This is a genomic window from Oceanobacillus phoenicis (genome assembly GCF_047238145.1).
In the GTDB taxonomy this organism is placed as follows: domain Bacteria; phylum Bacillota; class Bacilli; order Bacillales; family Amphibacillaceae; genus Oceanobacillus.
This window is the reverse complement of sequence record NZ_JBDFME010000001.1, coordinates 2,132,854-2,146,275: the sequence shown is the minus strand read 5'-3', so window position 1 is coordinate 2,146,275 and position 13,422 is coordinate 2,132,854. Positions and strand designations below refer to the sequence as shown.

The window sequence follows — 13,422 nt, the reverse complement described above, 5'->3', positions numbered from 1 at the left end:
TCCTCACTGTTATTTTTAAAATAAGTAGCACATACTACTAAAAAACAGTGAGGGTGATCCTTCATGAACATCCGCTCAATAAAACAAGTCTATTTTCGGATACCAATTATATTGAAATTGTTACTGATTGTATTAATTACGATGATTTTTTTTGGGATAATTATTCATTTTATCGAACCAACACAATTCCCTACAGCCTTTGATGGGATTTGGTGGGCTTTTGTTACTGCAGCTACAGTAGGTTACGGTGACTATGTCCCACTCACTCCAACAGGTAGAATCATCGGTATACTTTTAATATTAACTGGTGGTGGGCTTATAGCATTTTATATTTCTTCTTTATCCACTACTACGTTAAAAAGAGAGCAAGATCTTGAGAATGGTCGTCTAGCATTTCATGGACATGACCATTTTATATTTGTTGGTTGGAATGAACGCACGAGACAACTTATGAAACTCGTCCTAGAGTATTATCCAGGTAGAAGAATAGTCGTAATTGATAAAACGGTAAATAAATTAACGTATAAAGAATATCCCGTCCATTTTATCCATGGTGATGCTACTGAAGATGACACAATAAAAAAAGCTAATATTTCGAACGCTAATTGTGTACTTATCACTGCAGATATTACCAAAAATGAACGACAAGCAGATACCAATTCTATTATGACTACGATAGCCATGAGAGGGAATCATTTAAACCTACCTATTGTGACAGAAATTTTATCCCAAAAACAAATCAAGAATGCGCTTCGTGCAGGGGCTACAACGATAATTCGTTCTAATGACTTTATGAGCAGTCTATTCTTTCATGAATTAGACCACCTCATGCAGGCAACCCCTTTTGAAGATATTCACCAGCTTTTAGTACAGCAGCAATTTTCTCATCAAAAGTTACCGCTCGATTTAGAGGAAGAGACATTCAGTAAAGTAGTCAATAATTTCTTATATCAAGGTTATCTAGTAATAGGTCTCATTCGAGATGATGCTTATACCATCCATCCAAAACCAGACTTTATCATGGAGGAAAACGATATTCTCATTACGATTACAAATTGGTAATAACGTTGCCTTTGCTGATTTTTTTAAAGTATGTTATAGTATCTTATTGTGTTCAAAGAATCGAATATATAAGATATAGGAGTTGTTCAGCATGACTAACAAATTAGAAGCTGGTCAGATTATAGAAGGTAAAGTAACAGGAATCCAACCTTATGGAGCATTTGTATCTGTAGATGAAGAAACACAAGGTTTGGTTCACATCTCTGAAATTACACACGGATATGTAAAAGACATTAATGAACATTTATCTGTAGGAGATGAAGTAAAGGTAAAAGTTATTAACGTAGATGAAGAAAGAAATAAAGTATCTCTTTCTATTCGTGCTACTGAAGAAGCGCCAAAAGCTAATACTGAAAAACCTAAAAAGCAAGCAGCTTCCACAGAATCTAATGATACAGCTGGATTTAATACGTTAAAAGACAAGCTACAAGAATGGATTAAACAATCTGAAAACAAATAATGCTTTTTAAAGACTCTACACCATTTAGGATGTAGAGTCTTTTTTATTTGAAAAGGGCTTGTTCTTGATTTCACAAACAGTATCGCTTAAAGTTAAATTATAGAAATAATTGCTTTTACAGAGGAGGAACTACCTTGACACATGTATCCTTTAACTATGAAAAGGCATTGTCATTTTTCGAAAAACAAGAAATAACTAATTTAGAACCATTTGTTCACACTGCACATCAAATGATTCATGAACGTATTGGTGCAGGAAAGGATTTCTTAGGTTGGCTAGATTTACCTAGAAATTATAATCGTGAAGAATATAAGCGAATAAAGGCTGCTGCGGATAAGATTAAACAAGACTCTGATATTTTACTTGTAATTGGAATTGGAGGATCTTATTTAGGTGCAAAAGCAGCACTAGAAATGTTAAATCATTCTTTTCATAACCTTCTCACTAAGGACCAACGTCAAGCTCCACAAGTCATTTTTGTTGGTCATCATTTAAGCTCAACCTATATGAGTGAACTTTTTGATATTCTTAAAGACAAAGATTTCTCCATTAATGTTATCTCAAAAAGCGGAACTACAACCGAGCCTGCAATTGCGTTTCGTATTTTCAAGAAATATCTCGAAGAAAAATATGGACAGGATGAGGCAAAAAAACGTATCTATGCAACTACTGATCGTGCCAAGGGTGCTTTAAAAACTACTGCAGATTCCAATGACTTTGAAACATTTGTTATTCCAGATGATGTCGGTGGACGGTATTCTGTATTAACCGCAGTAGGTCTACTTCCAATCGCTGCTAGCGGGATCAACATCGATGACATGATGGAAGGTGCTAAAGCTGCAATGGAAGACCTTGCTAATCCAGTTGTATCTGAAAATCCAGCATATCAATATGCTGCCGTACGAAACATTCTTTACCAAAAAGGAAAAGTCACAGAGCTATTAATCAATTATGAGCCAAGCTTACAATACTTCTCTGAATGGTGGAAACAACTATTTGGAGAAAGTGAAGGAAAAGATCAAAAAGGGATTTATCCTTCATCAGCGAACTTTACAACAGATCTTCATTCTCTTGGACAATACATTCAAGAAGGACGTCGTAATATATTCGAAACTATCTTACACGTGAATGAACCGAAAAAAGATTTAACACTAGAAAAAGAAGAATCAGATCTTGATGGATTAAATTACTTAGCTGGTAAGTCCATTCATGAGATTAACGATAAAGCTTTCCAAGGAACACTTCTTGCGCATACGGACGGAGATGTACCAAACTTAATCGTAGAAGTTCCTCGATTAGATGCATATACATTTGGTTATCTTGTATATTTCTTTGAAAAAGCATGTGCAATAAGCGGCTATATTTTAGGTGTTAATCCGTTTGATCAACCTGGAGTTGAGGCATATAAAAAGAATATGTTTGCTCTATTAGGAAAACCAGGATTCGAAGATCAAAAAGAAGAATTAGAAAAACGTTTGTAATGAGGAAAAACGTAAAATTGACTCATAACAAAAGAGGCTCTTAAGAAGGAGCCTCTTTTGTTTTTGTTCTATCATAAATTCTATTTATTAACCAGATTCCATCCTGTTTAATTAACTCAATAGAAATCTGAAAAGCTTCTTCCTCATAATATATATCAGGAAAAGAAATCAAATCATACACCGCTTCATCTGCCTCATTCTTCAATTCAATAAAATAATAACTATATCTCCAAATATCATACCAATCATAACTTGCTGTATCTAAATCATTCTCCGTCATTAATTTATGAACAAGCTCTTCATCTGGCTTCACGGATGCATACATAAAAAGTGACAATATCTCACGTGCTGACACATCAGATAATGCAGAAAGCTGATTCTGTTCAATATAATTTTGATATAAATCATGCGTCGTATCGACAACCGGCCACTTATCCAAAGATAAAAAGCTATCTTCCGTTAAATTTTGATAGGGTTCTACAAAAATATACCAATACTCTCGTTGTGCCAGTTCTTCTTTAGGAATCCAATTATTTCTCTCTAATTCTTGAACCACTTTATTTACTACAGTCCAATAGATAGAATCCTGATGGTTCTGAACAAAGGAAAGCAGTTCTTTTTGATGCTCTTCAGATAACGGTTTTTTTGTATCTATTTCATAAAAGTTATCTCTTACAAGTAAATAATCTATTAACACATACTGACCCATTAAAGCTAATTCATGTTGAACGAAAATTTTATGACGATCTCTTGGGAATGTTGTATAAATTTCTTCTATCTGTAAGAGAATATCTTTTAAATTATTAGACTTTCCATTGTAATAAGAATCTAATTCTTCTTGAATGGATAATAGCTGTAAATATGGCTCAGATCCATCAACATCGTGAATATACTGTGTCGACCAACTTTTATTTTCACGCAAAATAAAACTTCCTGTAGCATCATCTAATCCCTCGATGGTATATCCATTATCCTTAATTGCATGTATAGCTAATACAATTTCTTCTGGTACATCTATTCCATCTATACTTTCTTGATTATTTATAATTTCTTGTCGGATATTCTTATCAATAGAATGTTTTTTAAACAAATTGCTTAAGTAATGTTCTAGTGAGGTACGACTATTATATTGTACTGTATAATAATCTGGATGATTTAGAAATATCATGTTCTCATTTCTCTGTTTTTCTGCAAGCTGTTTAGGCGTTGTTAAAAGTGTCATAATTATATCCCTGTGCCATTGAATATCATCTTCAACGATATCTTCACCTTTAACTATTTTATCCCTAAACAGAATAACTACATCCTTTGCTTGCTTCACCTGAATAAAGCCATCTACACTTTCTACACCAAGACTTTGCTTATATTCTTCTTTTTTTCGTTCAAAGTACTGTTCCATTTTTTCTTGTTCGGTGATAGTAGTGGTAGCGGATTGTTGAAAATCGTCAAACATCGGAATAGAAAATAACACAAAGAATACTAAACCCAAGACTACAGCAATCTTTGAAATCCATTTTTTCTTCTTTTTTTCATTTAGCCCTTTTACAATAAGAAGAACTTGATTTATAGAAGTCTTTTCTGGAAGAGTCTTATACTCTTCCTCTAGGGACTCTAGCCATTCTTCTATCTGTTTATCTTCCATTCCGGAAGTACACTTCTTTATTAATGATTCTTTCCCTCCGTAAATTCTATCATCCACTTTATTTGGTGATGATTGTAAGATAAGAGCAATCTCTTCATATGATTTATCATGAAAATAATAAAGAATAAGTGCTATTTTATATTTATTTTCTAATTGTTGTATATTTTTATGTATCATGACATGAATTTCGTTTTTGAAATAATCAGTCAAAAATTCGTGTTGCTGTTTTAATTTCTCCTCCGACTTACGCACTCTTTTTTCTTTACACTTGTAATCTTTAACAACATTTAATGTAATTTTATATAGTAAAGCTGATAAATTTGCATTTTGTTCTTGATAATTTTTGATGCTCTTATTAATTTTTATGAATGTTTCTTGTACAACATCCGGAATTTTATCAGGGTGAATACCTAATTGAAAAGCAAATCGTTCTACGATCAATCGATATTTCTCTATGAATAGCTGCATTCCTAACTCAAATTTATTATCCTCAAAATAACGGATTATCTGATGATCCTCCAACCAAATCCTCCTTTCTAACATTTGATATACATATATAACGTTATAAAAATCAAATTTGTTCCCGAATTTCTAAAAAAAATTTCATTTTTCTTGTTTATAATTTTATACATGGGGTAATACTATAACTGTAAGACTTTCTCGTATTCCCCCTGTAGGCAAGGCGCTCGAACGCTTTGCTTTTTTTTTGCCTTTTTCCCTATACTGTCTGTTATAATAGTAGCATTATATTCACATAGCTAGGAGGTAATTTTGAATGAGTATTTTTGGAAAAGTATATGATAGAAAGCAAACTAGATCTGTTAAATGGGATATGTTACAAGAAGTATTTCAATCCAATGATGTCTTGCCAATGTGGGTAGCAGACATGGATTTCAAAGCTCCTGAAGAAGTTAATCAGGCATTAATAGAACGTGCTAAGCATGGAATTTATGGTTACACGACGATTGACAATGATGTTAGTTCTTCTATAGTCAATTGGCTGCAGCGTAGACATGATTGGAAGATTGACCCATCTTGGTTATCCTATAGTCCCGGTGTTGTGAATAGCTTACATATGGCAGTACAAGCTTTTACAGAACCAGGAGATAAAGTACTTATACAAACTCCAGTGTATACACCTTTTTATAACATCATTAAAGAACTAGATAGAGAAATGGTTAAAAACCCTCTTATCTATAAGGATCAATACTATACGATTGATTTTGATGATTTAGAGAAAAAATTAGCTAGTGGGGTCAAGGCTTTTATATTTTGTTCACCACATAATCCAGTAGGACGTGTTTGGAATAAAGATGAACTACAAAAAATAGCAGATTTATGTTTGCAGTATAATGTCATGATATTCTCAGATGAAATCCATGCTGATCTTATCTTTCCAGAGGAAAAGCATATCCCTATCGCTACTCTATCTGAGGAAATATCTAAAAATACAATAACTTGTATGGCGCCATCAAAAACTTTCAATCTGGCTGGATTAGATGCTTCTTATGTGATTACATCTGATAAAGTAAATCGACAAAAACTAGATAAAGCATTTCATCGCCAAGGTTTTCATAATATGTTAAATACAATGGGAAATACTGCTTTAGAAGCAGCATACCAACATGGTGAAGCTTGGTTGGACGAACTTGTACAAGTATTAGAACAACATGCGCATTATGTTCGTGAAATGTTTGAATCACATGCACCAGAACTAAAGGTGGTCCGTTCAGAAGGAACTTATTTACTATGGGTGGATTGTTCTGCACTAGAATTGAATAAACAAGAGTTGAAGAAATTTATGGTAGAGCAAGCCCGTGTTGGTTTAAATGCAGGTCAAGATTATGGAACTGAAGGAGAAGCCTTCATGCGAATTAATATTGCCTGTCCGAAAACAACACTGGAAGAAGGTATAAAACGTATTATTTCCGCTGTTCAAGCAAGATAATTATCTTGAAACTAATTCATTCAGTCTGAGTTTTTTCCTTCACTGAATGTTTATACACAAAGACATGACCTAATAAAAGAACCGAACTATCCAAAGTATAAAATGGCTTAAGGATAGTTCGGTTCTTTTATTGCTTAAAATTGTTTATCATTATTCCTCTTGTTCATCATTTTGTTCTGTTGGATCCGTTGGTGCTTTTTCAGAATCTCCGGATTCCTGTTCTATATGAATTTCTCCACAAATGATCCGTGATCCAGAATCTCCACCTGGTTGGCTCATTCCGTCGTCTTGACCATCATGGACGATTAATGCTGTTCCATCATTATTTATTAATGCGTTTTTTCCTTCTTTCAACGTTGCTCCAGGAAGTTCAAGTTCAGCATGTACTAATCCCCCGGAATCTGCTTCGATATTCGGTAAATCTCCTAAATGAGAGCCTTCTGGATGCATTAATCCGTGTTCATTTCCTTCTGGATTCAAGTGATTACCAGCAGTTGTAAAATCAGGCCCTTCACATCTTCCATATTCATGAACGTGTATTGCATGATAGCCTGGTTGAAGCCCTTCTAAATCTAATTCTATTGCAACGGCATCTTCTTGTTCACTTAATATAGCAGTTCCAACTCGATCACCATCTATATTATACATTTCTACAGTTAACGACTTTGGATTATGTAGTAAACACGCAGATAATAACAATGTAAGTCCCATTGTTAATCCCAATACTAGAGGACGCATAATCAACTACTCCTTTCCTCTTTTATATCAGTATCTGCAATGTTGAATAATCTAAACCAAAACCTTAGAAAAATTAAGCATCATTACTTCAAATTTAGGAGATTTATCCTGATTAAAATATAATGTAGTTACACTTCTAAGAGATTCAATTATATAAATTACCTAGAATTTGAATCTGTTGTAGTTTGTTCTGCCTGTTTTATTTCATTACTATATTTTTCATTAAATTTCTTTTCATCTTTCCTCGACTTCTTCATTATTAAGCGCATTGCTATTACAGCTAATACAATAAATATAGTTAAAGAAATCACTGCTGGTATATATTCAGTTTTATCTTCTGGAAAATAAAGAAATGGCATCAAAATTATAAATTTCATCAATTTATTTCACACCTTTCCAACTAATTATAACAAACATGACGACGTTTCCAAGTGTTAGTTAACATCATTCGCAATTTTATGTAGTTTTTGGCAAAATATATATAAGAAGGAGTGATTGAAATGAGTAACTTGGTAAAGGGAGATACCGTTAAAGCCCATTATAAATCTGGAACTTATATTGGAATTGTCCAAGAAGATCGTGGACAGCAATACCTTATAGAAGTTAGAGCAGTACTAAAACATCCTCTTCAAGGTGATCTTCATAATTACGGTCAAACTGGTGAAGATGTTTTCTTCCATGAACGAAAAGCACTTTCATTTAAAGAAAAAATGAATGTCAAAAAACCGGCTGTGCACGCTTATGAAACTGAAGAAATCCCCCCTTACGACGAATCATTGCAAAAAGCAATTGCCACTTATAAAGAAAAACTCAACCAAAATTCAACAGTGTTTAGTTTGCAATGCTTAAAGATGTTAGAACAACTTGAAGTAACCCATTATAAGAAAAATCATCATAACTAAAAGACACCCTTGTAAAGGATTACATCCGTTACAAGGGTGTCTTAACATTATATGAAAACAAATTATTCACCAAGATGCTCTTTAATTACTTCAGCAACACCATTAAGTGCATCTTCCTCGTCTTTACCATCAGCACTAACTTCGATTTCTGCGCCTTTTGGAATCCCTAAAGACATAACTCCCATAATCGATTTCAAGTTAACTTGCTTGCCTTTGTAAGATACTTCGATTTCTGAATCGAATTGTCCAGCTTTATTAACTAACAAAGTTGCAGGACGAGCATGTACTCCAGTTTCAGCAGTAATCGTAAATGTTTGTGATTTCATTACATTTCACCCTTCCACATCATATTTTCTCTATGATTGTTTATGCTTGTCTATATACTCAACGTTAAATATTTCACATAAACCTACGTTTATTATATACAAAAATCGTAAAAGATGAAACCGATAACCATAATTTTATTTATAACGAATTTAATTGTTTTTCAAATACTATTATGGTAACTTTAATCTAGAAATAGCAACTATTTCAAGGAGGCAGTATCATGAGTGTACATATTGGAGCAAAACAAGGAGAAATCGCAGATAAAATACTTTTACCAGGAGATCCACTTCGTGCAAAATTTATTGCAGAGACGTTTTTAGAAGAACCAAAATTATATAATGAAGTTAGAGGAATGTATGGTTATACGGGTACATACAAAGGTGAACGTGTATCGGTTCAAGGAACAGGAATGGGTGTACCATCTATTTCGATTTATGTAAATGAATTAATTCAGAGCTATGATGTAAAGAAATTAATTCGAGTAGGTACATGTGGAGCGATTCAAAAAGATGTTAACGTTCGTGACGTTATTTTAGCACAAGGAGCTACAACAGATTCGCAAATGAACCGACTTATTTTTAACGGAATCGATTACGCACCAATTGCAGATTTTGAATTGCTAAAAAATGCTTATGACGCTGGTGTAGATAAAGGACTTCAATTACGAGTAGGTAATGTGTTCACAAGTGACACATTCTATCGTGATAATGCGCAGCAAGTGAATGAGTTACTTGCAAAATATCAAGTACTTGCTATTGAAATGGAATCTACAGCGTTATACACATTAGCTGCTAAATATGGTAGACAAGCACTTTCTGTCTTAACAGTTTCCGATCATATTCTAACTGGTGAAGAAACATCTGCAGAGGAAAGACAAACAACCTTTAATGAGATGATGGAAATCGCACTAGATAGCATAATAAAGTAAGCTACTCACCCAGCATATAATTGCTGGGTCTTTTTCACCTCTATTGTCACCCTTTATAAATATAAGGTTGACAAAATATATGAATCTATCTATAGTAAAAACTATCAAGAAGGGAGAAACGATAATGCAATCATTTCGAGCGATACATATAACCTATACTTCATTATTTGTATGTCTTATGGTAATTGGAGCCAACATCGCTGTTTGGTTTCCATTTTTAACTGTGCCCATTGGTGGGGCTTCCGTTCCACTATCTTTACAGACGTTCTTTGCAATTTTAGCTGGTATGATATTAGGAAAACGACTTGGTGCATTTGCAATGATAGTATATATATTAATTGGATTAACTGGATTACCTGTTTTTGCTGGCTTAAAAGGTGGTTTTTATCCAATGATTAGCCCAACTGGAGGATTTATTATTTCATTTGTTTTCGTCGCTTTTATAGTTGGGTGGGTATTAGAAAATAAGTCAATTTATTCCACCAAAAATTTAATCGCAGTTGCATGTATTGGGTTAGTCATTAACTATACATTAGGTGTTACTTATATGTATATCGCTATGAATGAATGGTTAGAGCTTCCAATTTCTTATTTAACTGCTTGGATTGGTATGGTTCCTTTTCTAATTAAAGATGGGGTGTTAACAATCGCAGCCGCGGTTACAATGATGGCTTTACAAAAACGAATATCTTCCATCCCTGTAATCCAAAACATTTCAAGCTAAGTTACGCTAATAGATTGTTTCTTTATATTCCAAGATCTGTGTGATAAAATAACAGAAACATTTACACAAATACATGTGCTTTTGCAGGAAGGATGTTTCGTCATACATGACTCTGTTTTCCAACTTCCCTCTTTGGGCTGCATTATGTGCAATCATTTTTGCACAAGTAATAAAAATACCGATTAAATTAATTTTCACCAAAGAATTTCAACCCGGGCTGGCATTTAGTACGGGTGGTATGCCTAGCAGTCACTCTGCAGCTGTCACTGCACTAACTACTGCAATTGGTATTACAGAAGGAGTTTCTTCCAGTGTATTTGCTCTAGCTTGTATTTTTAGTGTTATTACCATGTTTGACGCGTCAGGGGTTCGAAGACAAGCAGGTGAACAAGCTATAGTGATAAACCAATTAATTCGAGATTTTCAATTGATTACAACGAGTGCAAAAGATTGGAATAAAAAAGGTGAAACAGAAAAAATGCAAGAATTAAAAGAACTGTTAGGACACCAACCGATTGAAGTATTTTTTGGAGCTCTAACAGGAATTATTTTAGCATTTTCCATTGCACCATTGTTCAGCTATTAAATATGAGGTTGAGACATAAGTTTAGTTTATGTCTCAACCTCATCATTTTTTCTAATTAAACTGTTGACGAAATACTTGCATTGATTCATCTTCATTTAATTCTGTTAATGCTTCTTCAGTTAATGTTCCATCTCCCATTTCAATCACGTATACATCTACTTCTTTCTTTCCCCATTGTTCATATACATCATCTACAGTGTGATAATATAAATCAATTTTATTCCCTGTGATAGCACTACCTTTATCTGCTACAACTCCAAATCCATAATCTGGTATAAATAGAATTGTTCCTATTGGATATACATTAAGATCAGCAGCAATAGTAGAATACAAGTCTCGTTTCACCTGAACACCTGAAAATGTAATTCCATATTCTGGATGTTCAGCAGTTTTACCAGTAGACTCAATTCCAGCTGTATAACCAGTTGCCATTACCGTATGCACAGGGAATTGTTCTAAATCAATCGCTTCGTCTATAGACGAAGGGCCTTCAATTTCATCATTACTTAATAGTGTTTCATTTGCCTTTGCTACGTTGAGTCCTTTAGGTTTTAGGCTAACTTTTTTAAACTGTTCTAAGATACCTTCTGAAGATGGAATAAGTTCAATGGGATTTGCTTTCACATGCTTTGGAATAAATACATTGGTAACCGATGTTATCTCCAATACGGATAAGCATATAATAGATATCATCCCTACATGTTTCATCCAATTTTTGATTTTCATGATTAACACCTCTTTGGATGTCATCATTTCCAATCTATTAAAATTTTATTCAAAAAAGTAGTTAAAACATTTGATAGCCACTTTTTCGTAGAAACTTAATAACAACTCCTGATACGATTGTACCTACAAATCCGGCAATTAAAATTGCTATATCTGCGAATGCTAAATTAAGTAATCTCGTACCTAAATCATTAAATGCTGTTGCAGTATTGGTAAAGTATTCTGTAATTCCTACATTATCAATTATAAGTATGACAACAATTGGATACAAAAATGCCATTAACCATGTTTGTCTTAACAGCATATTTAATATGAATGCGATCCCAAAAAAGATAACAAAATATAGAAATACGGAAACAATTAATTGAACCATGCTACACTCTCCCTTTTCGTCCTATGTACACATACATGAGTCATTTTATAATAAATAAAGTAAAAAGCAAAGGTTTAGCTAAATTACCTTTGCTTTTTAAACTAATGAAACATATTAAATTTTCCCTTTTTCATTAATAGATGAATACCACCTAATTTAAATAAATACCAATTATCAGCAAACCTCTTTAATACTACAGCTTTCCACCCAAAAATATTGCGATTAAACATTTCCGCTACTCCATCTTCCTTACCAAGAGATGTTATCATACCTGGGATATCCGGTATGAATCCCGTCATTTCCTTCCCTTTTAACTTAGCATTAATATTCCGAGCAATAAATTCTCCCTGTTGCACAGCAATTTGTGCAGTTGAAGGTAGTACATTACCATTCTGATCATAGTGAAGCGAACAGTCTCCGATTAAATATATGGAATCGTCTTCTATAGAACGCAAATCATTCCGAACCTTAACGCGACCATGATCCATGGATAGATTTAAACGCTCGACTATGCTATTCGCTTTTGTCCCAGCAGTCCAAATAACCGTTTTGGATGATAACTTGTACTCCGCTCCATCCTTTTCGTATATAATACCATCTGCTGTACAAGCTGTCACAACAGCATCGTTTATAATTTCAACCCCACGTGATTGTAAAGAATTTATAGCATATTGAACAGACGATTCATCATACCCAGACAGAACACAGTCTTTGCCTTCCAGTATAAACACCCTAACTAAGTTTTTTTCAATGTCGTATTCTTCACATATGGTTGGAATATGGTTTATTAATTCTCCAGCAAATTCTACACCAGTTAATCCCCCGCCTCCAATCACGATATTTAATCGTCCATCTTTTGAATATTTTTCATTAGTGTATAATGCAAAATTATATTCAACTCGTTCACGAAGTAGCCGAGCACTGTTAATATCTTGAATAGAATATGCATATTCACTTAAACCAGGTATTCCATATGTTGCAGGCTCAAAACCTAAACTAACAATTAATATATCATAGTAAAGGTCTTGATTCTTAAATTTCACTCGTTTTTCTTCTCTTTTAATGGAGACTACTTCATCTAGAATAAGTCTTACTCGGTTTCGATCAATGACTTCTTTAATATCAATTTTAGAACGATCCTGATGAAGTGTTCCTGCAGCATTCTCATGTAGCCAAGTAGTTTGATAGTGGTAATCATGTTTATTTACTAATGTAATCGTTGCTTCATTGGGATGTATCATTTTTTGCATTTTTGCTGCAGCCATCATTCCCCCGTAACCCGCTCCTAAAATAACGATGTGCGGTTTATTCATTACAATCACAACTCCTATAAATTTTATTTCCCGATATATTTTTATCACGATGAGTAAGTGGCCATTTTAAACCCACACAGAACAAAATCAATAAAATCTCTGCGTGTAAGGAATGTAATGGAAACTTTACACCTGGTAATTATCACTAACCGTTAGAAGACCTCACTGAAGGAAGTCTCATTTATAAAAAGAAATCATTGTTAACAAAATAA

General features: G+C 33.7%; 15 protein-coding genes. 8 read left to right on the top strand and 7 right to left on the bottom strand.

The window, feature by feature from the left end; translation table 11 throughout:
- Nucleotides 1-63 precede the first annotated feature (63 nt).
- The 3 genes from ABC346_RS10655 (at nt 64) to ABC346_RS10645 (ending at nt 3,003) form a co-directional block, all read left to right on the top strand.
- Nucleotides 64-1,062, top strand: coding sequence for a potassium channel family protein (locus ABC346_RS10655; RefSeq protein WP_413234820.1), 999 nt, complete (start codon nt 64-66; stop codon nt 1,060-1,062).
- Nucleotides 1,063-1,153: 91 nt separating this feature from the next.
- A complete protein-coding gene (gene yugI / locus ABC346_RS10650) occupies nt 1,154-1,522 on the top strand; it encodes a S1 domain-containing post-transcriptional regulator GSP13 (RefSeq protein ID WP_413234819.1) in 369 nt (122 codons plus the stop codon).
- A gap of 134 nt (nt 1,523-1,656) precedes the next feature.
- Nucleotides 1,657-3,003 carry a glucose-6-phosphate isomerase gene (locus tag ABC346_RS10645; RefSeq protein ID WP_413234818.1) on the top strand — a complete coding sequence of 449 codons (1,347 nt, stop codon included), beginning with the start codon at nt 1,657-1,659 and terminating at the stop codon, nt 3,001-3,003.
- 40 nt (nt 3,004-3,043) lie between these two features.
- Here ABC346_RS10645 and ABC346_RS10640 read toward each other — a convergent pair whose 3' ends face one another.
- Entirely contained in the window at nt 3,044-5,167 is a 2,124-nt protein-coding gene (locus tag ABC346_RS10640; protein ID WP_413234817.1) for an RNA polymerase sigma factor, read from the bottom strand.
- Nucleotides 5,168-5,420: 253 nt separating this feature from the next.
- Between ABC346_RS10640 and ABC346_RS10635 the strand changes: the two genes are divergently transcribed.
- Nucleotides 5,421-6,593, top strand: coding sequence for a MalY/PatB family protein (locus ABC346_RS10635; RefSeq protein WP_413234816.1), 1,173 nt, complete (start codon nt 5,421-5,423; stop codon nt 6,591-6,593).
- A 150-nt stretch (nt 6,594-6,743) separates the two neighbouring features.
- Here ABC346_RS10635 and ABC346_RS10630 read toward each other — a convergent pair whose 3' ends face one another.
- Together ABC346_RS10630 and ABC346_RS10625 are read right to left on the bottom strand one after the other, a co-directional pair.
- Nucleotides 6,744-7,331: a superoxide dismutase family protein gene (locus tag ABC346_RS10630; protein WP_413234815.1), complete on the bottom strand. Its 588-nt coding sequence runs from the start codon at nt 7,329-7,331 to the stop codon at nt 6,744-6,746.
- A gap of 158 nt (nt 7,332-7,489) precedes the next feature.
- Complete coding sequence (locus ABC346_RS10625) at nt 7,490-7,708, bottom strand: hypothetical protein (RefSeq protein WP_413236544.1); 219 nt, start codon at nt 7,706-7,708, stop codon at nt 7,490-7,492.
- Between the two features lie 123 nt (nt 7,709-7,831).
- Here ABC346_RS10625 and kapB point away from each other — a divergent pair, with 123 nt between their 5' ends.
- A complete protein-coding gene (kapB, locus tag ABC346_RS10620) occupies nt 7,832-8,233 on the top strand; it encodes a kinase-associated lipoprotein KapB (protein ID WP_413234814.1) in 402 nt (133 codons plus the stop codon).
- A 62-nt stretch (nt 8,234-8,295) separates the two neighbouring features.
- Here kapB and ABC346_RS10615 read toward each other — a convergent pair whose 3' ends face one another.
- Nucleotides 8,296-8,559, bottom strand: a complete 264-nt coding sequence (locus ABC346_RS10615; RefSeq protein ID WP_011066736.1) for a phosphocarrier protein HPr — start codon at nt 8,557-8,559, stop codon at nt 8,296-8,298.
- Nucleotides 8,560-8,780: 221 nt separating this feature from the next.
- Here ABC346_RS10615 and deoD point away from each other — a divergent pair, with 221 nt between their 5' ends.
- The 3 genes from deoD (at nt 8,781) to ABC346_RS10600 (ending at nt 10,798) form a co-directional block, all read left to right on the top strand.
- On the top strand, nt 8,781-9,488 hold the full coding sequence (gene deoD, locus ABC346_RS10610; protein ID WP_413234813.1) for a purine-nucleoside phosphorylase: 708 nt from the start codon (nt 8,781-8,783) through the stop codon (nt 9,486-9,488).
- A gap of 124 nt (nt 9,489-9,612) precedes the next feature.
- A complete protein-coding gene (locus ABC346_RS10605; RefSeq protein WP_413234812.1) occupies nt 9,613-10,212 on the top strand; it encodes a biotin transporter BioY in 600 nt (199 codons plus the stop codon).
- 106 nt (nt 10,213-10,318) lie between these two features.
- Nucleotides 10,319-10,798, top strand: a complete 480-nt coding sequence (locus ABC346_RS10600) for a divergent PAP2 family protein (RefSeq protein ID WP_413234811.1) — start codon at nt 10,319-10,321, stop codon at nt 10,796-10,798.
- A gap of 51 nt (nt 10,799-10,849) precedes the next feature.
- On the opposite strand, the gene ABC346_RS10595 is transcribed toward ABC346_RS10600, so the two are convergent.
- The 3 genes from ABC346_RS10595 to ABC346_RS10585 form a co-directional block, all read right to left on the bottom strand.
- Nucleotides 10,850-11,524: a 3D domain-containing protein gene (locus ABC346_RS10595; protein ID WP_413234810.1), complete on the bottom strand. Its 675-nt coding sequence runs from the start codon at nt 11,522-11,524 to the stop codon at nt 10,850-10,852.
- A gap of 61 nt (nt 11,525-11,585) precedes the next feature.
- Nucleotides 11,586-11,897 (bottom strand): YuiB family protein, encoded by a 312-nt coding sequence (locus ABC346_RS10590; protein ID WP_413234809.1) that lies wholly within the window; start codon nt 11,895-11,897, stop codon nt 11,586-11,588.
- Between the two features lie 101 nt (nt 11,898-11,998).
- Nucleotides 11,999-13,210 carry an NAD(P)/FAD-dependent oxidoreductase gene (locus ABC346_RS10585; protein WP_413234808.1) on the bottom strand — a complete coding sequence of 404 codons (1,212 nt, stop codon included), beginning with the start codon at nt 13,208-13,210 and terminating at the stop codon, nt 11,999-12,001.
- Between the last annotated feature and the right edge of the window lie 212 nt (nt 13,211-13,422).